The organism is Botrimarina sp., from assembly GCF_040219535.1.
GTDB lineage: Bacteria > Planctomycetota > Planctomycetia > Pirellulales > Lacipirellulaceae > Botrimarina.
In genome coordinates this window covers 497,672-523,178 of record NZ_JAVJSH010000020.1, presented here as the reverse complement: position 1 = coordinate 523,178, position 25,507 = coordinate 497,672, and the positions used below count along the sequence as shown (strand labels likewise).

The window sequence follows — 25,507 nt, the reverse complement described above, 5'->3', positions numbered from 1 at the left end:
GCCGATCGCGAGGGGGCGTGTTGACCCCCCCGCCGGCGCCGCATAGACTCCGCGGTTTGTCGCTGGCGGACGGCGCAAACCCCTGCGGATTCGGCGTTTGCGTGATCGCCGGCGGGAGCTACCACCGCCACGCCAGCCGCCCCCTTTTGCCATATCCGCCCCCCCGTTTTTGGCGGGCCGACGGATCGGAACGGTTCACCGCTATGCCGAACTTCGCGACCGCGGCCGGGAGGGCCGCCCTGTTGGCGCCACTCATGGCGAGCGTCGCCCACGCCCAGCAGCAGCCGCCCACCGAGGCGGCCCGCGAGTCCTCTGAGGCGATGGTCGTCGTGTGTTGGCTGATCGCGTTCCTCGGCGCGTTCGCTGCGCTGGTGCAGGCGAAGCGTTTCTACGACACGATGATCCGGGCCGACCAAGGCACCGATCGGATGCGCGAGATCGCCGGCTACGTGCAGAAAGGGGCCAACGCCTACTTGCAGCAGCAGTACCGGGTCGTCGTGGCGTTCTTCCTGGTCGTCGCGCTGTTGCTCGCTTGGGCCGCGTTCGGTCTGAAGGTGCAGAGCGAGTTCGTGCCGTTCGCTTTCCTCTCCGGCGGCTTGTTCAGCGGCCTGGCCGGGTGGTTCGGCATGAAGACCGCCACGGCCGCCAGCAACCGCACAGCCGCCGCGGCCGAGAAGTCGCTCAACCAAGGCCTGCAAGTCGCTTTCCGCAGCGGCGCGGTGATGGGGCTGACCGTGGTCGGTCTGGCCTTGATGGACATCACGCTCTGGTTCGCGTTCCTCTACTGGGTGTGGCCGGCGGCCGGCATGGAGCCGCTGTCGCTCATCGAGATCACCGTGACGATGCTCTCGTTCGGCATGGGCGCGAGCGCGCAGGCGCTGTTCGCGCGGGTGGGCGGCGGCATCTTCACCAAGGCGGCCGACGTTGGCGCCGACCTGGTCGGCAAGGTCGAGCAGGGCATCCCCGAGGACGACCCGCGCAACCCCGCAACGATCGCCGACAACGTGGGCGACAACGTGGGCGACGTGGCCGGCATGGGCGCCGACCTCTACGAGTCTTACGCGGGCTCGATCCTCGCCTCCGCTGCGTTGGGCGCCGCGGCGTTCGCCAACCCGAACCTCACGCCAGACGGCTGGACCGCCGCCCAAGCCCAAACGGCCGCCCTGCTGCTTCCGCTGGTGATCGCGGGGCTGGGCATCTTCCTGTCGATCTTCGGCATTTACCTGGTGAAGACCGATGAGGACGCCAGCCAGAAGAACCTGCTGGCCGCCCTCGACAGGGGGATCAGCCGCGCGACCTACGCCGTGATCATTGCGGCGATCGCGGCCGCGTACTTCCTGATGCCGAGCGTCGAGGGAACGGCCATCCTCGGCATCCCCGGCGTGGCGCTGAGCGTCGTGTTCGGGGCGGCCGCGGGGATCGTGATCGGCAAGTGGACCGAGTACTCCACCAGCGACGAGTACTCCCCGACCAGGAAATTGGCCGACCAGGCCGTCACCGGCCCGGCCACCATCATCATCGGCGGCGTCGCCGACGGCATGCTCAGCGTGTGGGTCCCGGTGCTCACGGTCTGTATCGCCACGGTGTTCGCGTTCGGCTGCGCGACCGGCTTCGACTTCACCGACGTGGAGCTCTTCTCGCTCGGCCTGTACGGCGTGGGCATCGCGGCTGTCGGCATGCTCAGCACGCTGGGCATCACGCTCGCGACCGACGCGTACGGCCCGATCGCCGACAACGCCGGCGGAAACGCCGAGATGTCGGAGATGCCCCCCATCGTCCGGCAACGGACCGACGCGCTCGACAGCCTCGGCAACACCACCGCGGCCACCGGCAAGGGCTTCGCTATCGGCTCGGCCGCCCTCACCGCGCTGGCGCTGTTGGCCGCGTACGTCGAAGGCGTGCGGGTCGGGTTCGAGCGGTGGGCCGACGACTTCGCCGCCGAAACGATCGCCATCGACAGCGAGGGCTTCCGCAACGGCTGGTACAAGCTGTCCGACCAGCTCCTCGTGAACATCGAGAAAACCGGCGACGGCGAGTCGTTCGACGCACAGCCGTTCCTGATCATGCCGAGCCAACTCCCCTCAAGCGACCTGGTCGACAAGTGGCGCGCCGCGCCGGTCGAGACCCGCCTGCCGGACGAGCCGAGCGAGAACGAGGTCGGCGCGGGGGACCTGATCACGCGTCGCGGCGACCGCGTCGTGTGGGCGCCCAACGACTCGCAACTGACCTCGCTGGCACGGATGACGCTCCCCGACTTCAACGTGTACTTCGACGCCACGCTGATGAACCCCAAGGTGCTGATCGGCCTCTTCGCCGGCGCGATGGCCACGTTCGTCTTCTGCGCGATGACGATGAAGGCCGTCGGCCGCGCGGCCCAAGGGATGGTCGAGGAGGTCCGCCGCCAGTTCCGCGAGATGCCGGGGATCATGGACGGCTCCGCCACGCCAGACTACGAGAGCCCGGTCGCGATCAGCACCAAGGCGGCCCAGAGCGAGATGATCGGCCCGTCGCTGCTCGGCCTGCTGCTGCCCGTGGTGATCGGGCTGGTGCTGGGCGTGGCCGGCGTGCTCGGCCTGCTGATGGGGGCGCTGACCTGCGGCTTCTGCGTCGCGGTGTTCATGGCCAACGCGGGCGGCTCGTGGGACAACGCGAAGAAGTACATCGAGGCCGGCGCCCACGGCGGCAAGGGGACCGCCGCCCACAAGGCGGCCGTCGTCGGCGACACGGTCGGCGACCCGTTCAAGGACACCAGCGGCCCGAGCCTGAACATCCTCATCAAGCTGATGAGCATGGTCAGCGTGGTGGTGGCGGGCCTGGTCGTGCGGTACAGCCTGGTCTCGCTGGGCTGGTTCTGAGGAGTACGCAGAAGGCAGCAGGCAACAAACCGCCGCCCCGCCAGCCTGCCTACTGCCCTCTGCCCTCTGCCTACTTCCTTCCCGCCCTTGTCAGCGGCGGCGGCGTAGAATTACGATGCGAACTCGCCGGCCAGGGCCGCTGTCCTGCCGGCGCCACGGAGGTGTGGCTGAGTGGTCGAAAGCGCCGGTTTGCTAAATCGGTGATGGGGTCCCCCCATCCGCAGGTTCGAATCCTGTCGCCTCCGCTGAGTTGCTGGGCGGGCTCGGCTCGGCTATGCCGAGACCTCGCCACGGAGTTTTGGGCGGTCTCGGCTCGGCTGTGCCGAGACCTCGCCACGGAGTTTTGGGCGGTCTCGGCTCGGCTGTGCCGAGACCTCGCCACGGAGTTTTGGGCGGTCTCGGCTCGGCTGTGCCGAGACCTCGCCACGGAGTTTTTGGTGCTTCCTTCGGTCTCAGATCAGCGCGTCGCCGTCAGCAGCGTGAACGATCGACATGGACCAAATCGGACGTATCCGAGACGGCGTGGTCGTCTTTGACGATCCCACCCTCCTGCCCGACGGAACCGTCGTGAGGGTGTCGGAGCTCGAGGTTGCTCCCCGTCGGCGTAGCCAAGAAGGCTCGGCAGCTCCTGAGCGTGTCCAGCTTCCGCTGGTGCCTTCGCCGCGTCCGGGTTCGATCGACTTGACGAACGCGCGGATCTCCGAATTGTTGAGCGACGAGGATGTCGCATCTTCTTGACGCCAACGTCTGGCTTGCCCTCGCGTTCGAGTCGCACCGCCACCATGCCGCCGCCCGCCGTTGGTTCGAGCGATCAACCGACGAACAGTGCCTCTTCTGTCGGGTCACGCAGCAAGGGTTTCTGCGGATAGCGACGAACCGGCGTGCTTTTGGTTACGAAGCGTTGAGCCCCCGAGCCGCGTGGAGTGTCTACGACCGGCTGATCGGAGACCCAAGAGTGCTTTACTCCGACGAGCCCAGAGGCTTGGAAAGCCTCTGGCGTACGCACACGGGAAGCGAGAACCAATCGCCCTCCGGTTGGACCGACGCTTACCTTTTTTCTTTCGCGGCTGCGGGAGGGTTCGCGCTCGTCACGTTCGACCAGGGCATGCGCCGCTACGCTGGCGCCGATCTAGTGCTACTTGCCTAATAGACGCGTACTGAAGCCTGCCGCCCCAAGCCTCACCCCCTCACCCCCTCACCCCCTCCCTCACCACGCCCCGACCGCTTCGCTCAGCTCGAGCCACTCGACCTCGAGGGCCTCGACCTCCGCGGCGATTTCCGCCAGGCGGTGGTGCAGGCGCTGGGCCTCGGCGATGTCGGTGGTGGTCGCTTGGGATTCGCTGAGTTGTTTCTTCTCTTCGTCGAGCTTGGCGATCTTCCGCTCGACGCTCTTGAGCTGCTTCTGCGCGTCGCGGTCGGCGCGGCCGCCCGGTTTTGTGCCGCCGGGGGAGTCGTCCTTCGGCTTGCCGCCGGGCGTCGACCGCAGGCCGGCGTCGATCTCTTTGCCGATCCGGTAGACGTAGTCGTCGTAGCTGGCCGGGTAGCTCGTCACGCGGCCGTCGCGCACCTCGATGACCGAGGTCGCGACCTCCCGCATGAAGTACCGGTCGTGGCTCGTGAAGACCACCGTTCCCTTATACCGCTCGAGCGCGGCGGCCAGCGCCTCGACGGTCTCGACGTCGAGGTGGTTGCCGGGCTCGTCGAGCACCAGCACGTTGTGCTGCTCCAGCAGCAACCCGGCGAGCACCAGCCGGGCCCGCTCGCCGCCGCTGAGCACCTTCACCTTCTTCTCCGCCAAGTCGCCCGAGAACAAGAAGCTGCCGGCCACGTCCTTCAGCTGCTGGGTGGTCGTGCCCGGCGCGGCTTGGTGGTCGAGGTAATCGAGCACCGTCTGGTCGCCGCGCAGCGTGGTGTACACGTGCTGCGCATACACGCCGAGCTGGCAGCCGTAGCCCCACTTGAGCTCGCCCTTCTTCGGGGGGAGCGACTCGCAGACCGTGCGGAGGAAGGTCGTCTTCCCCTGGCCGTTGTCCCCCACGATGCCGACGCGCTCGCCGTGCTCGATCTCGACGTGGATGTCTTCGGCCACGGTGCGGTCGTCGTAACCGATGGCGAGCCCCTCGGTCCGCACGGCCGGCCCCTTGCGCGGTTCGACCTGCGGGAACGAGAAGTGGACGCGCCCCTCCTCGCCGGCGACCTCGACCAGCTCGAGTTTCTCGAGCTGCTTGGCCTTGCTCCGCGCCTGGCTGGCGGTGTTGGCGTTTGCGCGGTTGCTGGCGATGAACTGCTCGAGCTGCCGGCGCTTGGCGAGCGTCGTTGCGTTGAGCCGCTTGTCGTGCTCGCGACGCTCCTCGAGGTTTTCGAGGTACGCGTCGACGTCGCCCGGGAACATCGTCAGCTGGCCTCGTGAAAGCTCGAGCGTGTGCGAGCAGGTCTTCTTCAAGAACGACCGGTCGTGCGACACCACCAGCACGCCGGCCTTGAAGTCGCGGAGGAAGTGCTCCAGCAGGATCTGCGTGCGGAGGTCGAGGAAGTTGGTCGGCTCGTCGAGGATCAGCAGGTTCGGGTCGTGCAGCAGCAGCGCGGCGAGCTTCACGCGGGTCTGCCAGCCGCCGGAGAGCTCACGCACCGGGCGGGTGAGCATGTCGTCGCCCAACGCGAAGCGCCACGCGACCTGCCCGCACCGCCACTCGGGCTGGCCGCTGTCGCGCTCGAGAAACCCGAGGCAGGTCTCGCCGTCGCGGAACGGGTCGTGCTGCCGCAGGTAGCCCAAGCGGAGCTTCTTGCTGCGGACGACCTCGCCCGCGTCGAGCTCCTCCTCGCCCAGCAGGATGCGGCAGAGCGTGCTTTTCCCGGCGCCGTTGCGGCCGATCAGGCCCACCTTTTGGTCGTCGGCCAGGGCGCAGGTCGCCCCGTCGAGCAGCACCTGGGCCGCGTAGCGTTTGTGGGCGTCTTGCAGGGTGAGGACAACGGGCAAGGGAGGCTGCAGGCTGGAGGCGGGCGGCGGGAGGCTTGGGGCAGGAAGCCCTAGTTTCTCCGCCGGTGACCGACCGATCAACGGCGCCTGCCGCCGCGACCCGGCGACGGCCGCGTCAGCGACCGCAGCGCACCCCGCCGACGCCCCATTTAGCGCACCCGCTTCGGCGACTTGCGCCGGGTGCTCTTTGCCGACGCGCTTCGGTGTACGCTAGCAGACTCGCTATTCCCCACGGAGACTCAGGCGATGACGACGCTTCGCTACGCGGTTCTGCTCGTTCTCTTCCTGCCCTGCACCGCAGGCGCTCAGGCGGTCCGGCTCGGCGTCGACGTGCTGGCGCGCGACGGCTTCGAGCCCCTCCGCGATAAACGCGTTGGCCTGATCACCAACCACACGGGCCTCACGAGCGACGGCCGCACCACGATCGACCTGCTCCACGAGGCCGACGCGGTCGACCTCGTCCGCCTGTTCGGTCCCGAGCACGGCCTCCGCGGCGAGCTGGATCAGGCGCGGATCGACGACGGCCGCGACGGGCCGACCGGCCTGAGGGTGGTCAGCCTGTACGGCCCGCGTCGGTCGCCCGAGCCGGAGCACCTAGCCGACCTCGACGTGCTGGTCTTCGACATCCAGGACATCGGCTGCCGCTTTTACACGTACATCTCGACGATGAAGTTGGCGATGGCCGCCGCCGCGGCCGAGGGCGTGGGCTTTGTCGTGCTCGACCGGCCCAACCCGATCGGCGGTGTGGCGATCGAGGGGCCGATGCTCCAGGGCGAGGAGTCGTTCGTCGGCTGCCACTCGCTGCCGCTGCGCCACGGCATGACGATCGGCGAGCTGGCCAAGCTATTCCTGGCCGACGGCGCCGCGCCGGGGCTCGAGCTGACGGTCGTGCCGTGCGAGGGCTGGCGCCGGCCGATGTACTGGGACGAGACCGGCCTGGTTTGGACCGACCCCTCGCCCAACATGCGGCGCCTGTCGCAGGCGATCGTGTACCCGGGCCTGGGCATCATGGAGACCACGAACATCTCGGTCGGCCGCGGCACGGACACGCCGTTCGAGCGCTTCGGCGCGCCGTGGATCGAGCCGGTCGCGTTCGCCGCGGAGCTCAACGCGGCCAGCCCGCCGGGCGTGCGGTACGTGCCGCGCTACTTCACGCCCGACGCGAGCAAGTTCGCCGGCGAGCGTTGCGGCGGTGTCGACGTGCTCGTCGTCGACCCGAAGGGCCTCAACGCGGTCGACGCGGGAATGGCCATCGCCGCCACTTTGCAAAAGCTGCACCCCGACGACTGGGACACCGCCAACTACGACCGCCTGCTCATCAACAGCGAGGTCTACCAGGCGGTGCAAGACGGCGCGAGCGCCGCCGAGCTGCAGCAGATGGTGCGGAAGGGGCTCGAGGAGTTCGGCGAGCGCCGGCGTGGGGTGCTGATGTACTAGCAAAATCGGGTGCGAGCCGCCCGCCGACGGTCAAGGAGAACGCCGCCCGCGGTGGCCCGATCCTCCGGCAGTCGCCACGCAGGCCAAGAGCACGGCCCCGGCGGGCTCGGGCGTGGCGCGCGACCCTTCCAGCTGGCCGTACCGCGAAGCCCAGTAGCCGTAGTCAGAATGGTCGACAACGCCCGAGCTAGCGCCGGCGTCGTCGCCGTTGCCGCCGAGCCAGTTGTTGTCGCCGCCCACGTGGTCCCGCCACAGCGTGTAGTCGGCTGCGTCGACAACTCCGTCGCGGGTGTAGTCGCCGGCGAGCGTGGGATCGAAGGCGAAGTCAGAAAGCGTGACCGCCGCGCTCGCCGCGTCGTAGCCGACGGCGAAGGACCCCTCGCTGTCGGCCGTCGCAACGCGGCCGCCATCGGCCACGTTGTCGAAATGGCTAATCAGCGATCCGGACTCGAGGATCGTGTGAACCGTTGACGTGAGAGGGCGCGTGCCTTGGCGGAGGACGACCACCAGGGCGCCGGCGAGTTGCGCGGTCCCCTCCACAACGAGCCGCGACGCGTCGTTGGCCCCTCCGCCGGCGACGAGGACCTCCAGTTCGCCATCCGGCGTTTGCGTGAAATCGCCTGCGGCGACGCCCGGCGACGACGCCACATCGAGCGTTCCCGGGTCGACGTCGCTCAGGACGAGGCGACCCTCGTTCGACAAGTCTCCCTCGATCCGCCCCACCGCGACCAACTGCCCCGGCGGCAGGATTCGAACGACCCCTGGGGCCAAATCGGGAAGCGGCTCAGGGGGATCGTAGTAGGCGCCGACGGCTAAGCCTCCCGCGCCCATCTCGATCTTGCCCCGCTCGTAGAGGTAGAGACCGTCTCCTACGAAGACTCGCCCGCCGTCGCCCACGGTGACGACCCCGGTTCCCTCGTTGGGCGATCGGTCGAAGCGGGTCGTGCCACCAACCGCTAGTTCGAACATCGCCGCGACGGTCTGGCTTCCTTGCACCGAGAGCGTGCCGACGCTGTCGCCGCGTCCCAACCATGCGTAGTCGACTCGCAGAGCGCCCCCTTCACTAAAGGTTGCAACCGCGTTGAGCTGCGGATCGAGGCCGATCTCCAATCCGAAGGCCTCAACCGCGGACCCTGCTCCGACGACCTCGAGCATGCTGTCGGAGCCGGGCGACATACCCAGGTAACCGCCGCGCAACAGGCCGCCGTTCTCGATCCGCACCGCCCCGGTGTCGCTTTGCCCGAAGCCATCGCCGATCCAGAGGTCGAAGGCCGGCGCGTCGGGGCTGACGTCCCACACCGTGCCCGGCCCCGAAACAGTGACGGCGCCCGGCCCGTCCCAACCGACGGAGGCCTCCGCCGTGGTGAAAACGCCGTCCCCTTCGAGCGTCAGCTCGCCGGCCACCCGCGCAAATCCGGTGACGACCAGGCCACCGGCGGCGGGTTCGGCGTTGACGCCGAAATAGGCTGGGTCGTCGAAATAGTCGAAGTCAAACGTCCAGGCGCCCTGCTCTAAGTGAAGTTCTTGGACGGTCGCCACCCCGCCGGGCACAAACGAACTGCCGCCGCCGCTGGCGACCCGTTTGTCGAAGTCGCCGAAGACCACGTGACGAGGCGCTCCCGTTTGAAGCAGGGCGGCGTCGAACCGGGCGGTGTCGTCCGCCGTTTCGGCCTGCGTGTCATCGGGTCGCTGGAAGTTGCTCCAGTTCGCATCGTCCCACCAGGAGCCGACGCCTTCGTCGACCAGCACCCCACCGACCTGGGGGCCTACGAATACCGCGTCGATCGCGTCGGCCAGGGCCGGCTTGTGGGGCGGCGCCACAGCAAGCAGCGTCACGGCCAGAACGTAACGCCAACGGTCGATCCCACAGCGCAGAAGGCTCTTCATCGCGGCGAACCTCGGAAGTCGGCAGTCGAGTACGATCGGTCCGTCGGACGGCGGCGACTCCATTCGGTCCAGCGAGGGCTCCGAGAGTAGAGCGGATCCCACCAGACTTGACGACTGCCCAGCCGCCCCACGCGGAAGGCGCGCCCGCCTCCTGCGGTCGCAATTCACGTTTACCCGCCAGGGCTGGCCCCGAAGCGGCCACAGCGGCTGCAAATCGATCGTGCTGGTCTTGTTGTCCTTAGCGGCCGGGCCCGACGATGCCTAACCAGCGACCGGTGAGACGCTACTTCGGGACCCCAGGGACAAGGACTGTCGGACCGCCCACGGCGCAGCGCTTGCTGCTCGGAGGAGCTAGTTCCCTCTCTCTCGCACCACACGACGACCATGCCCCCCAGCAACCCCCGCAGAGACTTCCTGAAAACAAGCCTCGCCGCCGGCGCGACGGCGGCCATGGGCTCTTCGGCCCTCGCTCAGCAGAGCCAGACCCCGTCGGGCGTGCCGAAGCGGCCCCTGGGTAAGTCGGGCGCCCGGGTCGCGATCATCGGCCTCGGCGGGTGGCACATTGGCCAGCTCGCCAAGGACGAGGGCGAGCAGGCGGCTGTCAAGCTGATGCACCGCTCGCTCGACGAAGGGATCACGTTCTTCGACAACGCCTGGGACTACCACGACGGCCTCAGCGAAGAGGTCATGGGCAAGGCGATCGCCGACCGCCGCGACAAGGTCTTCCTGATGACCAAGGTCTGCGATCGCGACTACGAGGGCGCCAAGAAGCAGCTCGACGAGAGCCTCAGCCGCCTGCAGACCGACGTGATCGACCTGTGGCAGTTCCACGAGATGGTCTACGACAACGACCCCGATTGGGTCTTCGAGAAGGGCGCCATCCGCGCGGCCCGCGAGGCCCAGGAGGCGGGCAAGGTCCGCTACATCGGCTTCACCGGGCACAAGGACCCGAGCATCCACCTCGGCATGCTCGCCAAGCCCCAGGACTGGGACGCGTCGCAGATGCCGATCAACCCGTGCGATTACTTCTTCCGCAGCTTCCGCCACCGGGTCGTGCCGCAGTGCCAGCAGAACGGCGTCGGCGTGATCGGCATGAAGAGCCTCGGCGGCGGCTCGGGCATCCTCCCCAAGTCGGGCGTGATCGAAGCGAAGGAGTGCCTCCGCTTCGCGCTCTCCCAGCCGATCAGCACGCTCGTGACCGGCATGCAGAGCGAACGCGACCTCGATCAAGCCCTTGAGGTGGCGCGCGACTTTGAGCCGATGTCCGACAGCGAGCAGGCCGACGTGCTGGCGAAGGTCAAGGAGGTCGCCGCCGACGGCCGCTACGAGCTGTTCAAGACCAGCAAGGACTTCGACGGGCCCTACCACCGCAAGCAGCACGGCTTCGAGACCAGCGGCTGAGCCGCCGGCGGCGCACGCCGCTGGACTGAAGCACTCGACCTTTCAACGCGGCCGGCCGCCGTACCGCCCCATCAAGCGGCGCTGCGCGCTGGGCCGGAGCCGCCGGGCGAACGCGCCGCAGCGGCCGCGTCGGCTCGGCGGAAGCTCTTCCGATAAACCTTGCATCGACGCTCCTTGCATCGGTGCTCCTTGCATCGGTGCTCCGGCCGTGGCCGCGTGCTGCTCGGCGTCGGACGACTCACTGGGAGCCGGCGCACCGAAGCGTTGTTCAACTGTTGTGTTGGGCGGCGTCATCGGGTGTCCCTCCGTGGGGTTTAATAATTGGCGTTCGCGAACGTGGCGCCGATCAGTTGACCAACGCCTTGAAGTTGATGACCCGCGCGGCGAGGCGCGAGAGCAGCCGGTCGGTCCGGCCCTCTTCATCGAGCGTCTCGTAAAGGGTGTCCGCGTCGTCGCGGCGGCCGATCTTTTCTGCGAATGCGGCCGCGGTTCCGTAAGCCGCCATCTCGTAGTGCTCGACCCGTTGCGCGGCGCCGATCAAAGCAGCGTCGCGCACCTCGGGGTCGGCGTCGCCGGAGAGGAGCGACTGGGCCTCCTTGAGCAGGCCGGCCATCCCCTCGCATTTGTGCCCCGAGGGGGAGTAGTCGAGGTCGTCGAAGAGCTTCTCCAGCCGCGACACGTGCTTCTTCGTCTCTTTCAAATGGGCTTCGAAGGCTTTTTTCAAGTCCGATGAAGCCGCCGCGTCGGCCATTTTCGGCAGCGCGTCGAGCAGCTGCGTTTCGGCGCTGTAGAGGTCCTTCAGCTCGTGCACGTAGAGCTTGTCGAGCGAGTCGAGATTCATGGCTATGCCTTGCGAAACGCGGCGCCCTCTGACTTAGAGCGAGCCGCTAGTCCTGCGAGTAGATCAGCATCGTGTACGGCGGCAGCGTCACTAGCGCCGATTGCTGCTGGCCGTCGTAAGGGTGGTCCTGGGTGGCGAAGTCGCCGACCTCGATCGGCCCGGGACCGCCGGTCTCGCCGTCGGGCGTGTACCACGCCGCGTCGGAGTTGCACCGCAGCCGCCAAGCGCCCGCCGTCGGCACGCCGAGCCGGTAGTCGTCGAAGCGGCGGGCGGAGAAGTTCGCCACGCAGAGGACGTCGTCGCCCGGCCCGCCGTCGTCCCATCGCCGGTAGGCGATCACCTTGTCCGAGTCGTTCACGTGGAGGACCTCGATCCGCTGGCCGGTCAGGCCGCCGGAGAAGCCGTCGCGGTCGAGCCGCAGGCCGATCAGGTCGCGGGCCAGCCGGAGCGTGCCCTGCTGCGTGTCGGCGCGGCGCCAGTCGAGCGGCCGCGTGTCCTGGAACCACCCGACGCGCAAGAACTCTTGCCCCTGGAAGAGCATCGGCACGCCCGGCGCGGTGAGCGCCAGCGCGAGGCCGAGGGTGGAGCGTTTGCGGGCGTGCCAGCTGGAGGGGGCTTCGGCGTCGATCTCGGTGGGCACGCGGGCCTTGCCGTTGGCGACCTCGTCGTGCGACTCGGTGTAGACGACGCGTTCGAACGCGTCGTGGTTGTAGCGGTAGGTCAGCGCCTCGCGGACCTCGGCCATCGAGCGGTGGGCGTCGTCGACCTGCAGCAGCACGGAGCGGATCGGGTGCACGAAGCGCTCGTCCCACTGCGCGTGGAAGTTGGCGCCGCCCCACTTCTCTGGCTTGGTGATCGCGTCGTTGGTGCGTAGGTCTTCGGCGATGGTGACCTTGTGAGGGTAGCGGCTGCGGACCTCGCGGTTGATCCACTGGGCGAGGGTCCAGCCCTCGGGGATCGCGGTGGCGTCGTCGCCGTGGATGCTCCGCATGTAGAGGGTCATGTCGTAGCGCAGCCCGTCCATGTGGTACTCCTCGATCCACATCATGGCGTTGTCGAAGAGGAACTGGCGGACCTCGCCGCGGCCGTAATCCGGCCGCGTGTCGCCCCAGGGGGTGCTGCTGCGGTGGTCGTTGTAGAAGTACACGCCCCCCTTGCCATTCTCGCTCCAGCCGTCGAATTGCCAGAGGTCCAGGTCGCTGGGTCCGAGGTGGTTGTAGACGACGTCCATGATCACGCCGATGCCGCGGCGGTGCGCCTCGCGCACGAAGCGCTTCAGTGCGCGGGGGCCGCCGTACCCCGACTCGACGGCGAACAGGTGGGCCGGGTTGTATCCCCACGAGAGGTCGCCGGCGAACTCGGCGGTGGGCATCACCTCGATGGCGTTCACGCCGAGCCACTGCAGGTAGTCGAGCTTGTCGGCCGCCTCGTCGAACGAACCGACCTCGTCCTTGTCCGCACGGTGGAACGTGCCCACGTGCAGCTCGTAGATCACCAGGCGGTTGCGGTCGGCCAATCGGAAGCGGTCGTCTTGCCAGTCGAACGACGGGTCGTGCACGACCGAGTCGCCGACCGAGTTGGTCACCTCCCGCGCGTAGGGGTCGATCCGGGAGAGCTCGCCCCAGGGGGTCGCGAGCAGGAAGCGATACCGCTGCCCCGCTTCGGCGCCCTCAACGAAAGCGGCCCACTGCCCGCCGTCTAACTTCTCCATCGGGTTGGCCTGATCACTCCAGTCGTTGAACTCGCCAACGACCGACACGCGATCCGCGTGCGGCGCCCAGACCCGAAAAGTAACGCCCCCTTCCACCAACGCGGCGCCCAACGGCGCAGCGGAGAGATCCAACAATGTCGGCATGGCCTTCGATTCACCCATCGTTTCCTGCCGCCGGTTGAGCGAACCGCTCCTGATCCACCCGAGGGCGACACACAGATTACGCAAACCGCGCGCCATCCCGCGGATGGGCCGCAATCCTCGGGCAAGCGGGCCGCTCGCCCGCCCTCTGCGTCAGAGACTGTGCGTCGGCTGTTTCTTCAGCAGCCAGCCTCTGGACGCTCGGCGTCCAGCGGGGGCGCCAGCACGGGAGCCCAACCGTTCCTCTCAGAACAGCGACTGCTGCTTCGCCGCCGAGCGACCCGGCCACTCGGGGAGCGACGCGATCTCTGCCGCATGGTTTTGGATCGCCGCGTGCAGCCGCTCGGCGAACGCCGGCGCGAGCGCGTCGTTCGGTGCGTGGCAGAACACGTACGGCTCGTAGCCCCCCTCGATCCACGCGGCGATCACCGCGGCCCATTCGTCGATCCAAGGCTGGGCCTTCGCCAAATCGTTGCGGCCGACGAACCGCAAGAACGGCCGCCGGCCCGTCACGGTAAGCCGGCGCGGCGGACGCGGCTTGCGGTCTTGCGAAGCGGCCTCGATCGGGTCGTCTGGCGGCGCGTGGAACAACGCGCGGCTGTCGAACAGCGCCCGGTCGGCGCCCACACTACGCAGCAACGCGTCGAGCGCGTTCTCGACCGACCCGCCATCGAAGTAGTCCGCGTGCCGCGGCTCGACCGCCAGCGGCAGGTCGTCGGGCCATGCGGCGAGGTACGCCGCCAGGGTGTCCAGCCGACCGCCATCGAATAGCGGCGGCAGCTGTAGCAGCGTGGGGCCGAGCCGGTCGGCGGCTCGGAGCACGCGCAAGCGCAGGAGCCACTCGGCCGTTTCACGCTCGGCGCCGGCCAGCTGCTTCTCGTGCGTGATCGCGGCGGGGGTCTTCAGCGCGAAGCGGAAGCCGGGCGCGGCCTCGTCGGCCCACCGGCGGACCAGGTCGTCGGCCGGCGTCGCGTAGAACGTGCTGTTCCCTTCGACCGTGCCGAACACCCTGGAGTACTCGCCGAGCCAGCGGCGGCGGTTGCGTGTCGAGTACAGCGAGCCGACCCACGCCTCGCACGCCCAGACCGGGCAGCCGAGGCGGAACCGGGCGGCGGGCTCTTGGGGCTCGGCCATCGGCTGTCGCCTGCTAGGGCTTCGACGCGACCAGCCCACGCAAGAGCACGTAGAAGACCGGCGTGAGGAACAGGCCGAGGAACGTCACGCCGAGCATGCCGCTGAACACCGCGGTGCCCAGCGCGCGGCGCATCTCCGACCCCGCGCCGGTCGCCACCAAGAGTGGCATCGTGCCGAGCACGAACGACAGGGCCGTCATGAGGATCGCCCGCAGGCGCAGGCGGCAGGCCTCGACCGCGGCGTCGAATCGGCTGCGGCCCTGGTCCTCGAGCGCCTTGGCGAACTCGACGATGAGGATCGCGTTCTTGCACGCCAGCGCGATCAGCACCACGAAGCCGATCTGGGTGAGGATGTTGTTGTCCATGCCGCGGACCCACACGCCGATGATCGCGAACAACAAGCAGAGCGGCACGATCAGGATCACCGCCAGCGGCAGCACCCAGCTCTCGTACTGCGCGGACAGGCAGAGGAACACGAACAGCACGCAGAGCGGGAAGATGAGCACGGCCGATAGGCCGCTCGCCTCGGCTTGGTTGACCTCCTGGTAGGCCAGGTCGGTCCATTCGAAGTCGAACCCCTGCGGCAGCTGTGCGTCGGCGATCCGCTCGAGCGACTCAATAACCTGCCCGGTGCTCGCGCCGGGAAACGTGGCGGCCTGCAGGTCGGCGGCCGGGTAGAGGTTGTAGCGGATCACCCGGTCGGGTCCGACGCGGCGCTGCATGTCGACCAGGGTGCCGAGCGGCACGATTGCGCCGCTCGCGCTGCGGGTCCTCAGCCGCAGCACGTCGTCGACCTCGTCGCGAAACTCACTCTCCGCCTGCACGGTGACGCGGTACGTGCGACCGAGGTAATTGAAGTCGTTCACGTAGAGCGAGCCGAGGAACACCTGCAGCGCATCGAACACGTTGGAGACCGGCACGTCGAGCTGCTGGGTGCGGACCCGGTCGATGTCCGCGTACAGCTGCGGCGTGTTCGGGCGGTAGAAGGAGTACGCGGCAGCGATGCCCGTTTGCGGCCCGGCCTGCTGGTTCGCCGCGGCGACCATTTCCAGCGTCTGTGCGCCGAGCGCCTGGTAGCCTCGCCCGCCACGGTCCTGCACGAACATCTTCGGCCCGCCGCCGGAGCCGATGCCCGGCACCGCGGGGGGCGTGATCACCTGGATGTCCGCGTCCGCCACGGAGGAGAGCCGGCGCCGGAGGTCTTGCACCACGGCGGCGACCGACAGCCCCTGCCGGGCCCGCTCGCGCGCGTCGGACAGCGTCGTGAACGAGGTCGCGGTGTTCGGGTTCTGCACGCCCGTCGCGCCGGAGAACCCGGCGAAGTCGACCGAGTGGGCGACGCCGGGCGTCTCGAGCGCGATCCGGCTGATCTGTTTCGCGACCCGGTCCGTGCGGTCCAACGACGCGCTGTCGGGCAACTGGGCCGACACGATCAGGTAGCCCTGATCTTGCTCGGGGATGAACCCGGTCGGCACCAGTTCGAAGCTGAAGCGAGTCGCGATCAGCAGGCCCACGTACACCGCGATCATCACCAGGCCGACCCGCACCATACGGCCAACGGCGCCCGCGTAGAGCCCGCTCGCGCGGTCGAAGACCGCGTTGAAGGGCCGGAAGAGCCAGCCAAAAGCGACGTCCATAAACCGCGTCAGCACGCCGGGCTTCGCGTCGGCCGGGTGGAGCAGCAGGCCACACAGCGCCGGGGTGAGCGTCAGCGACACGAACGTGCTGATCACCGTGGCGGCCGCGATGGTGATCGCGAACTGCTGGTAGAACTGTCCGCTTATGCCGGCCATGAATGACGTCGGCACAAACACCGCCACCAGCACAAGCGACGTGGCGATCAACGCGCCCCCCACCTCGTTCATCGCCTCGCGGGTCGCGTCCTTCGGGCTACGCCCCTCGCCGATCAAGCGCTCGACGCTCTCGACGACGACGATCGCGTCGTCCACGACCACGCCGATCGCGAGGATCAGGCCGAACAGCGAGAGGTTGTTCAGGCTGAAGCCCACGGCGTTCATCACCGCGAACGTGCCGATCAGCGAGATCGGGATCGCCGCGACCGGGATCAACGTCGCCTGCCAGCGCTGCAAGAAGATGAACACGGTGAGCACGACCAAGGCGCCCGCCTGGAACAGGGTTACGAAGACCTCGTCGATCGACTCGCTCACGAAGTCCGTCGGGTTGTAGACGATCTCGTAGTCGACGCCGGCCGGGAAGTTCTCCTTGAGCTCCCGCATCGTCTCCTTGACCTCGGCGGCCGCGGCGACGCTGTTCGTGCCCGGGCGCTGGTAGATGACCAGCGCGATCGCGTTGTCGCCGTCGAGGTAGCTCTGCACGGAGTAGTCCTGCGCGCCGAGCTCCACGCGGGCCACGTCGCGCACGCGGGTGAGGCGGCCGCCTTCGCCGCGCTTCACCACGATGTCGGCGAACTCGTCGGCGTCGCGCAAGCGGCCCTGGCTGGCGATCATGAGCTGAAAGTCGCCCGGGCGGTCGAGCGGCGGCTCGCCGATCTTACCCGCGGCGACCTGCACGTTTTGCTCGCGCAGCGCGTCGACGACGTCGCCCGCCGTGAGGTCCAGCGACGCGAGCCGCTCCACGTCGAGCCAGACCCGCATGCTGTACTCGGACGCGCCGAAGATGGTGATGTCGCCCACCCCGCCCAGCCGAGCGAGCACGTCGCGCACCTGCAGGTACGCGTAGTTGGCGATGTACAGCTGGTCGCGGCTCGCGTCGGGCGAGATCAGGTGAACGACCATCATGATCTGAGGCGACGACTTCTCGGTCGTCACGCCCACGTTGCGCACCTCCTCCGGCAGGCGGGGCAGCGCGATCGCCACGCGGTTCTGCACCAGCACCTGCGCCTGGTCGACATCGGTCCCCAGCGCGAAAGTGACCGTCAGCTGCATCGCCCCGTCTGGGGTCGACTGCGACTGCATGTAGAGCATTTCCTCGACGCCGTTGATCTCTTGCTCCAGCGGCGTGGCGACCGTCTCGGCGATGGTTTCCGGCGTCGCGCCCGCGTAACTCGTGCTAACCACGACCGTGGGCAACGCGATCTCGGGGTACTGCGCGACCGGCAACGCGTAGTAGCTGAGCACGCCGACGATCACGACGGTGATCGACAACACCGCCGCAAAGATCGGGCGGTCGATAAAGAAGTGCGCGAACCTCATCCGGCCGCCCCCGGCGCCGACGCGCCGTCCCTACCAGGCGCCTGCGGCTGCGGCGCCGGCGGCGTGGGGGGCAGCAGCCACTCTTCCCGTGCGACGGGCGAGTAGTCGTCGGGCAGGCCGAGGCCATCGCCCGGCTCGATCTCTTCAACCGTCGGCTGCACCTCGGCGCCCGCTCGGCACCGCTGCACGCCGCGGATGACGACCGACTCCTCGCCGGTGAGCCCTTCCTCGATGACCCGCAGGCCCTTGGCCATCGGCCCGGTCTTGACCACCTGGCGCTGTGCCTTGTTGGCCCCGTCGACGATCCACACAAATTGCTTGTCTTGGTCCGTGCCGACCGCCACGTCCGGAACGAGGATCCGCGGCTGCGGCTTGCTCGCGGGAACCTGAATCCGCACGAACACGCCCGGCGTGAGGAACTGGTCCCGGTTCGGAAAGATGGCCCGGGCGCGCATCGAGCCTGTTGATTGGTTAACCCGGTTGTCGACGAAGTCGATGTACCCCTGGTGCGGGTAGCCCTCCTCGTCGGCGAGGGACATGAAAACCGGCGTGGCCGCGTCGCGCGAGTCGGGCCGCTCGTTTTGCTGATCGAGCCGCCGGTACTTCAAGTACGCCTGCTCGTTGGCGTCGAAGTACGCCTGGATCGGATCGTACGACACAATCGTCGTTAGCGGCGACGCGAGCGCTCCCCCGGTTACGAGGTTGCCCTCGGTCACTAGGCGTTGCCCGGCGCGGCCGCTGATCGGCGCGGTGATGTCGCAGTACTCCAGGTCGAGCCGGGCCGAATCAACGGCGGCCTGCGCCGTCTCGTACGCGGCCTCGGCCGCGGTGACCGCCGCCTGGGCAGACTTGATTTTCGATCCGGCCGCCGTCAGGTCCGCGTCGGCCTGGCTGTAGGCCGCCTCCAGCTCGTCCAGCTCGTCCTCGCTGATCGCGCCCCGCGGCGCAAGCGGGCGGGCCCGGTTGAGCTGCGCGGTCGCCAGTCGCAGGCGGGCCTCGACCTGCTTCGCGTTGGCCTGGGCCACCTCGACCTCGGACGACGCCTGCTCGCGCTTCGCGAGCGCTTCGGCCCGCTGCGCGATCGCCTCTTGGAGCTTCGCTTCAAAGGGGCGTGGGTCGATGCGGAAGAGCAACTGCCCCTTCTCGACCGGCTTGCCTTCCTCGAAGTGGTGCGACACCAGGTAGCCCTCGACACGCGACCGCACGTCGACCGACTCGACCGCGGCCAAACGGCCCGTGTAGGGATCCCAGTCGAGGGTCTGGACGACCGCCGGCTTGGCGACGACCACCTCTGGCGGAGGCTGCGGGCCCCCCGCCTGGGAGCCCGACCGGCTCGAGCATCCGGCCACCGCCGCCAGCACCAGCGTGGCGACCTGCGCCGTTCGATTCGATGCCACGTTTGCTCCCCGCGCCCCTCGAACGATCGGATCCGGTTGGCCGCCGCCAGCCGACTTACAGACTTTAGCCCCTGGTCGCGCCGCGACCAACCGACACCAACGCCAAGCTACAGTAGCCGCTAGCTTGCCGCCTGCCTACACGACGAAACCGGCCGCCGCGGCAGAGGCCGCGGCGGCCGGTTCGTCGGGGGTAGGTCGCCGATCCTCGGGGTGAGATCAGAAGGTCGTCACCGCCGGAGCGGCAGGACGCGGCGCCGACGGGGCCGGCGCTCCGAAGGCCGGGGCCGCGGGGGCCGGCGCCGGGTAGCCGCCCACGCGGTGCGGGGCGACCGCCACGTAGACCGGCTGGCCGCTGCGGCGGTCGAGCACGGTGAACTGCATCTGCGATTGCGGCTGCACGTACGCCACGGCCGTTGTCACAGCGGCGGCCGGCGCGGGGGCCTGGCCCTGCGACATCGCTTGGTTGACCAGCGTGACGCCGTGCTCATTGCTCACCGCGCCGGCCAGGCTGACCTGGTTCGCCGCGAGCAGCACGTCGCCAACCTCCAGACCCGCTCGGTCAGCCGGGCTGCCGTGCGTGACGCTCGCCACCCGCAGGCCGCGGCCGTACTGGGTGTGCTGGATCTCGAGGCTCATGCCGAAGTACCAGTCGCGGTGAGTCGGGGCGACCGGCTGCGGATGCCAGCCGATCGGCCGAACCGCCGGGGCCGGCGCGGGGTGAACGGGGTGGACCGGCCTCCATTGCCCGCCCCCCTTGTTGCAGCCCCCAGCGAGGGCGGCCGGGGCGGCGGCAAGCGAGGCGGCCAAAGCGGCAATGGCGAGCGTGCGGGTCATCGTGGGCTCCTGGGTCAGCAGCGGAAGGCGGAACAGGCGTTTCGATCTGGGTCGTTGGTGAGCCAAGCAGAGTCGCCGCTCGGCTGTTGCCGGACCTGTAACGCTCACCCCGTGCCAGCGTCGCTGGATATTGATCTAAGTGACCTTTGCCGATGGACTTACGCTCCTATTGCGTCGGTCCACGACTCGATTTACCGCCGTCCGGTCGTCACCATTTCGATGACACCCATCAGCGGTGGTGGCGCCATATCGACATCACCTCCTACCGACGCCTCGAGGCCGGCCTAACGTCGCAACCGTGGCGGGCCGGGCCTCATCAAGAGACGCTGCATGCCCGCCCGCCAACGGGCGAACCATTTTCGAAGAGACGCAACGCGGCGACCGGATCGCTCCACGCCGCCAACCGGGCCCGCGACCCACCGCAGCCCTGCTCATCCCACTCGCTGAGGTGCGCTGCACGAATGCCGCTTCGCTAGCGAGGAAGGGCGCGCTGCTATCGCGAAAAGCTGGGGGAGAACCTCGCTTCTAGTCGCCCATCTGCTGGCAGCTCGTTTCCCGTCGCTCTCATCTGAGCGACATTCGTACGCTGCACCGTGGAGACTTCGACGGCTCACGGAAGTGGCCGAGCGCTCCCTGTTTGGGCGCCGCTATCCCCGGAGGCTGTCACGACCGTCGCGAATTGACAGACTCGCCACCTGCGGTCGCGCACCGCATCCGCGTTGCCTTAGCAGGCTGTGATTGATCAGCGGCCCGCGTCGCCCCCCAGGAGGGCGGCGCCGGTACGTCGGCGGAGAGCCGGCGTCTTGCGAGTCGCGAGGAGCTTGCTGCGAGGTTGGCGAGGTTGAAAAAATGCCAGGAACGCGTTCTTCAACAGGCTGTTAGCGACGCCCCCGAGACGCATCGCTCCGATTCACCTCCGCGGATTCGTGCGCCTCGCGACCGATCCCCACTTTGCACGCCAACGTCGCGGGCTCGTCGATTCTCCCTCAGAGCCCCTCGCTTGGTCTCAAAATTGGTGCGGGAGTAGACTACTGGATATCCATCGGGGAAAAAGACTGCGGGCGAAACCACGATCTCTCGCGGCAAAGGAATGGCAATGGCGACAGACATACAAATCGTCGCCACGCGGAGTGACCTGGAGCGTTTCATAAGCGTGCCTTGGGACTTGTACCGGGATGACGCCCAGTGGGTCCCGCCGCTGCGATCCGAAGTGCGGGCCCAGCTCGATCCCCGTAAGAACCCCTATTTTGAGCATGCCGAGGTGGCTTACTTTTTGGCGGTGCGTGAAGGCCGGGTTGTCGGGCGTATCTCCGCGCAGGTGTGCCAGCTGGTTCAAGAGCATTTCGGCGAGGGCATTGGCCAATTCGGTTTCTTCGAGTGTGAGAACGCTCAGGACGCCGCCAATGAGCTATTCCGCGTGGCCGAAGGTTGGTTGCACCAGCGTGGCATGCGCCAAATCCAGGGACCATTCAGTCACTCGATCAACGACGAGGTGGGGCTGCTCGTTGACGGTTTCTATCGGCCCCCGTCGATCCTCATGGGGCACCATCGACCCTATTACCACCAACTCTTGTTGAACGCGGGATTCCAAGGAGAAATGGATGTCTATGGCTACTACCTGGACATCTCCCGACCTTACGCGGACCGGATTCAACGCGTCGTAGACTGGGCGGAACGCCGCAGTGACATCCTGATTCGCCCAATAGCCGAGGAGAACTACAGCGGCGAGCTCCGACTGGCGCTGCAACTCTTCCAAGAGGCGTGGTCGGAAAACTGGGGGTATATACCGCCTACAGAAGCAGAAGTGGAACATCTGACGCGGAATTTAATGCAGATCCTGCGCAGGGGTTCCGTCATGTTTGCTGAACTCGATGGCAACCCGGTTGGATTCATTGTCGCGCTGCCAAATGTCAATGAGATAATAGGCGATCTCGACGGCAAGTTATTTCCTGTAGGTTGGCTACGCCTCCTGTGGCGACTCAAGCATGCGCAGTTTCAGTCTGTGCGGGTGCCTCTGCTCGGCATCTGCAAGGAACACCAAAGAAGCCGCTTGGGCGCCGCGATCGCGCTGCTGTTGATCGACCGGTGCAGGCAAGCCTTGCTTCCCCGGGGGGTTACGCATTGTGAGATGTCGTGGATCCTGAGAACCAATGGAGCGATGCGGGCTATCCTGGATGCTTTGGGATCTACACGCGATAAAACATACCGAATTTATTCGAAGCCAATTTCGATTGGCCGTCGCGCATGAGAAAAACCGCGGCCCCTAGGGGGGCCGCGGCTGAGGGGACCTGCGATCTACGGGACCCGCCCTTCTCAGAAGGTCGCCGACGGCGCCGCGGTCGCCACCGTCGTCGCCGCGGTTGGGGCCGGGGCGGCGGTCGAGATCGGCTGCACCGTCACGTAGGTGAGCTGCTGCGAGCGAACGTCGAGCGTGGTGATCGTCACGTTGGGGGGCAACCCGACCGCCACCGCCGGGGCGGCCGGCGCGGGGCCGCCGCTCGTGACCGCCGACTGCAACAGGTCTACGCCGTGCTCGTTGCTGGCCGCTTGTTGCAGGCTCACCTGACCGGCGACCAGCAGCACGTCGCCCTGCTCGAGGCCCGCTGCCTGCGCCGGGCTGCCGGGCGTGACCGCGGCGACTTGCAGGCCGGGGCCGTACTGGGTCCCGACGATCTGCAGGCTCATCCCGAAGTACCACGGCCGCGGGCCGTGCTGCGGCGTCCACCCGATCGGCTGCACCGTGGGGGCGGGCGCCGGCTGGATCGGGGTCGGCGTGGGGCACACGATCGGCGGCGGGCAGATCGGCTTCACCACCGGCGGCGGGCAAACGGGCGGGTGCACCGGCGGGTGCACCGGCGGGTGGATCGGCGGGTGCACCGGCGGCCTAGGCGGGCACACGGGCGGCTTGATGATCGGCGGCTTGAAGATCGGTGGCGGCGTGATCCGGATCGGCGGGGTGATCTTGATGGGCGGCTTTCTGACCGGCGGCGAGACCTGGAAGCCGCCCCCATGGCCGACGCCGATCTTCACCCCCCCGACGTCGATGCTAGGGAACTTGAAGCCCTTTCCGGCGGAGGCAGGCGAGGCGAGCATCGCCGCCACGGCGGGCAGCACGACCAGCGAGAGCAAGCGGTGTGGGGTCGAGCGGGACATCTCAGGGCTCCTTGGCGTCAGCGAATGAGTTTGGGAGGGCCGTGTGGGCGAGCTGTCCTCGCCGTTCGGTTTTCCCTAAAGCTCACGCCGTGCCAGCACGCCCGCCATCACCCTTAACTCGATATTCAGAAAAGACTTACGACTCGAAATCCGAGATCGAGCCTCGCTTGCGGCGCCTGCAATCGAAGTCGATTAGATAACACACCTTACTTGGCGGCGACATCCTATCGACATCACTTCGGCGCGAGGCGCTTGACTTCTTCGGCGTGCTCGGCGAACCGCGCGGCCAGCTCGGCGACCTCCTCCGGCGTGGCGACACGGAAGTCGGCGAAGTCGAAGCCCGGAGCGACCAGGCAGCTCAACAGGGCCCAATCGACCTCCGCCCGGTCCGCCACACGGCAGCCCTGCCACACCCCGCCCGGCACAACCGCTTGCGGCCGCTCGCCAGCCGACAGATCGACGCCCAGCACGACCGGGTCGGCCGGCCCGTCCGGCGGCAGCCGCAGCATCGCCACGCTCGCGCCGGCGTGCCACAGGAAGACCTCGTCGCTGGGGAGCACGTGCCAAGCGGAGGGCGACTCGCGGGTCACGAGGAAGTAGATTGCCGTGAGCGCGTCGCGCGGGCCCTCGTACCCCGGCCCCATCGACCCGGCCGGCAGCCGGCGCGGCGAGCGGAACGTTTCGCGGTAGTAGCCGCCCTCCTCGGGCAGCGGCTCGAGGCCGAGCCGGTCGATCAGTTGCTGGGCCGTCATCGTTTCGCCGGATCGCATCCCGTCCCCCGCTTGGAGTTGTCTTGTCGCTCCCTCGGATCACTAGCCGCCACAACCCACGATTGAAACAGGCCGCGCGGCTCCGCGACAGCCGCGAGCGTCGCCGCACGGGGCGGCTGCTGGTGGACGGCGCGCGGGAATCGCTCCGCGCGCTGGCGGCCGGGGTGGCGCCGGTCGAGGCCTTTGTGCTCGACGACCCGAGCGCGAACGCACGCACCGCCGAAGCGCTCGCCGAACTCCAGCGGCGCGGCGTCGACGTGTTCCCGACCGCACGCGACGCGTTCGACAAGCTCGCCTACGGCGACCGCTCAGACGGCGTGGTGCTCGTCGCCCGGGCCGCGCCGCGTACGCTGGCCGACCTGGTGCTCCCCGACCGACCGCTCGTGGCGGTGCTCGCCGGGCTCGAAAAGCCCGGCAATGTCGGCGCGATCCTCCGCACGGCCGACGGCGCAGGCGTCGACGCCGTGGTCGTGGCCGACCCGCGCGTCGACCTGTTCAACCCCAACACGATCCGCGCGAGCGTCGGCGCCGTGTTCCGCGACAACGTCGCGGCGGCCGACGGCGGCCAGACCCGCCGGTGGCTCGCCGAGCAGCGCCTGCAGCCGATCGCCACCCGCCCCGACGCGGCCACGCCCTACACCCGCGCCGACCTGGCGGGCCGGGTCGCTATCGTGCTCGGCAGCGAAGCGGAGGGCCTGCCGCCGGAGTGGGACACCGCGCCGGGCGTGCTCGGCGTGTCGCTGCCGATGCTCGGCGTGGCCGACAGCTTGAACGTCGCCGCGGCGGCCGCCGTGCTGTTCTACGAAGCGCGCCGGCAACGCTCGTCGTGAGCTTCCGCGCAAGAAGAGAACTGCTGTGGGAGGGGTCTCCAGATTCCGATAACGCCCGGCAAGCCGCCGTCAGCTTGCGCACGATCTGCACACGATCGCTCTAAACCGAGCGTCAATCGCCCCGCGTCGCTTCCGGGGCCGACGCCTCGACGCGAAGCCCCCCGCCCTGCCCCTCGCCCGAGATCACATACGATGCGCCGGCCTCCGCCTCGAGCGTCCGCTCGGCCGAGTCGTCGCCGCCCAGGTCGAAGACCAGGTCGACCGGCCGGCACCGCAGGTGCTCTCGCGCGTAGCGCGGCGGCAGGTCAAAGGCGTTCTCGCCGACCGTGTAGCTGACCTCCGCTTCGGAGTCGTTCTCGACGCGGAACTCGATCGCGGCCGACTTGGGCCGCCCGAACAGCTGCACCGCGTACCAGTGGGCCGTCTTGTCGCTCCGCGCGACCGCCACAACGGTCTCGGTCACGGCCGGGTCGAGCATATTCTCTCGGTGGCCCGGCGAGTTCTTCCAGCCGTCGAAGAACGTGCTCGTGAGCTCTCCGCTGGAGTAGCCGTCGGGGTCGAACCCGTAGCCGATGTTCTCCAGCACCAGGCAGTAGTCGTAGCCCTCTTCGCGCACGCGCTGCGCGGCGCGCTGGCCGTCGGCTTGGTGCCCGTACCGATCGGTCCGCGCCATGTAATCGGCGAAGCGTTGGGCCGCTTCGGCCAGGCGGTCGTCCGTGGCGAGCTCCTCGAGCCCCTCGCTGCGACGCAGCTCGTTCGTCTGCCGCACGACCCGATCGACCACCTCCGCCGGCTCGGCCCGGACCTCCGGCAACGGCGCCGGCGGCGCGGTGAGGGTCTCGACCTCGCTCGTGTCGCGCGACTGCGCGACAGCGAGAGAGGCGGTCACGACCGACAACAGAACAACCGACCCTCGAAGCCGCATCACCGCTTCCCTCCGCTGCGTGGCTCATCGAACAAGCTGCGA

17 protein-coding genes and 1 tRNA gene are annotated in these 25,507 nt (G+C 68.3%); 7 read left to right on the top strand and 11 right to left on the bottom strand.

From position 1 onward, the window contains the following. The first annotated feature begins 242 nt into the window (after positions 1 to 242). The 3 genes from RIC11_RS12425 to RIC11_RS12415 all read left to right on the top strand — a co-directional run bounded on the left by RIC11_RS12425 (position 243) and on the right by RIC11_RS12415 (position 4,002). Entirely contained in the window at positions 243 to 2,855 is a 2,613-nt protein-coding gene (locus RIC11_RS12425) for a sodium-translocating pyrophosphatase (RefSeq protein ID WP_350211686.1), read from the top strand. Between the two features lie 157 nt (positions 2,856 to 3,012). Beyond that, positions 3,013 to 3,100 (top strand) — tRNA-Ser (locus RIC11_RS12420). Positions 3,101 to 3,576: 476 nt separating this feature from the next. After that, the gene (locus tag RIC11_RS12415; RefSeq protein ID WP_350211684.1) at positions 3,577 to 4,002 is read left to right on the top strand and encodes a TA system VapC family ribonuclease toxin; all 426 of its coding nucleotides are present in this window, start codon (positions 3,577 to 3,579) and stop codon (positions 4,000 to 4,002) included. 60 nt (positions 4,003 to 4,062) lie between these two features. Here the strand turns inward: RIC11_RS12415 and RIC11_RS12410 are convergent, their stop codons facing one another. Next, a complete protein-coding gene (locus tag RIC11_RS12410) occupies positions 4,063 to 5,832 on the bottom strand; it encodes an ABC-F family ATP-binding cassette domain-containing protein (protein ID WP_350211682.1) in 1,770 nt (589 codons plus the stop codon). Between the two features lie 246 nt (positions 5,833 to 6,078). On the opposite strand from RIC11_RS12410, the gene RIC11_RS12405 reads away from it, so the two are divergent. Further along, entirely contained in the window at positions 6,079 to 7,269 is a 1,191-nt protein-coding gene (locus tag RIC11_RS12405) for an exo-beta-N-acetylmuramidase NamZ family protein (RefSeq protein WP_350211680.1), read from the top strand. A 30-nt stretch (positions 7,270 to 7,299) separates the two neighbouring features. Here the strand turns inward: RIC11_RS12405 and RIC11_RS12400 are convergent, their stop codons facing one another. Next, positions 7,300 to 9,156, bottom strand: coding sequence for a hypothetical protein (locus RIC11_RS12400; protein ID WP_350211678.1), 1,857 nt, complete (start codon positions 9,154 to 9,156; stop codon positions 7,300 to 7,302). A 384-nt stretch (positions 9,157 to 9,540) separates the two neighbouring features. Between RIC11_RS12400 and RIC11_RS12395 the strand changes: the two genes are divergently transcribed. Next, the gene (locus RIC11_RS12395) at positions 9,541 to 10,557 is read left to right on the top strand and encodes an aldo/keto reductase (RefSeq protein WP_350211676.1); all 1,017 of its coding nucleotides are present in this window, start codon (positions 9,541 to 9,543) and stop codon (positions 10,555 to 10,557) included. A 346-nt stretch (positions 10,558 to 10,903) separates the two neighbouring features. Here RIC11_RS12395 and RIC11_RS12390 read toward each other — a convergent pair whose 3' ends face one another. The 6 genes from RIC11_RS12390 to RIC11_RS12365 all read right to left on the bottom strand — a co-directional run bounded on the left by RIC11_RS12390 (position 10,904) and on the right by RIC11_RS12365 (position 19,787). Continuing rightward, the gene (locus RIC11_RS12390) at positions 10,904 to 11,398 is read right to left on the bottom strand and encodes a YciE/YciF ferroxidase family protein (protein ID WP_350211674.1); all 495 of its coding nucleotides are present in this window, start codon (positions 11,396 to 11,398) and stop codon (positions 10,904 to 10,906) included. A 46-nt stretch (positions 11,399 to 11,444) separates the two neighbouring features. After that, positions 11,445 to 13,253: an alpha-amylase family glycosyl hydrolase gene (locus RIC11_RS12385; RefSeq protein WP_350211672.1), complete on the bottom strand. Its 1,809-nt coding sequence runs from the start codon at positions 13,251 to 13,253 to the stop codon at positions 11,445 to 11,447. A gap of 243 nt (positions 13,254 to 13,496) precedes the next feature. Continuing rightward, positions 13,497 to 14,384: a DUF72 domain-containing protein gene (locus RIC11_RS12380; RefSeq protein ID WP_350211670.1), complete on the bottom strand. Its 888-nt coding sequence runs from the start codon at positions 14,382 to 14,384 to the stop codon at positions 13,497 to 13,499. A 13-nt stretch (positions 14,385 to 14,397) separates the two neighbouring features. Continuing rightward, entirely contained in the window at positions 14,398 to 17,556 is a 3,159-nt protein-coding gene (locus RIC11_RS12375; RefSeq protein WP_350211668.1) for an efflux RND transporter permease subunit, read from the bottom strand. After that, the gene (locus tag RIC11_RS12370) at positions 17,553 to 18,953 is read right to left on the bottom strand and encodes an efflux RND transporter periplasmic adaptor subunit (protein ID WP_350211667.1); all 1,401 of its coding nucleotides are present in this window, start codon (positions 18,951 to 18,953) and stop codon (positions 17,553 to 17,555) included. Before RIC11_RS12370 ends, RIC11_RS12375 begins: the two co-directional genes overlap by 4 nt. 216 nt (positions 18,954 to 19,169) lie before the next feature. After that, entirely contained in the window at positions 19,170 to 19,787 is a 618-nt protein-coding gene (locus RIC11_RS12365) for a PDZ domain-containing protein (RefSeq protein ID WP_350211665.1), read from the bottom strand. A 1,096-nt stretch (positions 19,788 to 20,883) separates the two neighbouring features. Between RIC11_RS12365 and RIC11_RS12360 the strand changes: the two genes are divergently transcribed. Continuing rightward, positions 20,884 to 22,035 carry a hypothetical protein gene (locus tag RIC11_RS12360; protein ID WP_350211663.1) on the top strand — a complete coding sequence of 384 codons (1,152 nt, stop codon included), beginning with the start codon at positions 20,884 to 20,886 and terminating at the stop codon, positions 22,033 to 22,035. Positions 22,036 to 22,100: 65 nt separating this feature from the next. Here the strand turns inward: RIC11_RS12360 and RIC11_RS12355 are convergent, their stop codons facing one another. Both RIC11_RS12355 and RIC11_RS12350 read right to left on the bottom strand, forming a co-directional pair. Then, positions 22,101 to 22,940: a PDZ domain-containing protein gene (locus RIC11_RS12355; protein WP_350211661.1), complete on the bottom strand. Its 840-nt coding sequence runs from the start codon at positions 22,938 to 22,940 to the stop codon at positions 22,101 to 22,103. 233 nt (positions 22,941 to 23,173) lie between these two features. Further along, a complete protein-coding gene (locus RIC11_RS12350; RefSeq protein WP_350211659.1) occupies positions 23,174 to 23,710 on the bottom strand; it encodes a cupin domain-containing protein in 537 nt (178 codons plus the stop codon). Between the two features lie 62 nt (positions 23,711 to 23,772). Between RIC11_RS12350 and RIC11_RS12345 the strand changes: the two genes are divergently transcribed. Further along, positions 23,773 to 24,540 (top strand): TrmH family RNA methyltransferase, encoded by a 768-nt coding sequence (locus RIC11_RS12345; protein WP_350211658.1) that lies wholly within the window; start codon positions 23,773 to 23,775, stop codon positions 24,538 to 24,540. Positions 24,541 to 24,652: 112 nt separating this feature from the next. Here RIC11_RS12345 and RIC11_RS12340 read toward each other — a convergent pair whose 3' ends face one another. Next, the gene (locus RIC11_RS12340) at positions 24,653 to 25,465 is read right to left on the bottom strand and encodes a CAP domain-containing protein (protein WP_350212046.1); all 813 of its coding nucleotides are present in this window, start codon (positions 25,463 to 25,465) and stop codon (positions 24,653 to 24,655) included. Positions 25,466 to 25,507: the final 42 nt, after the last annotated feature.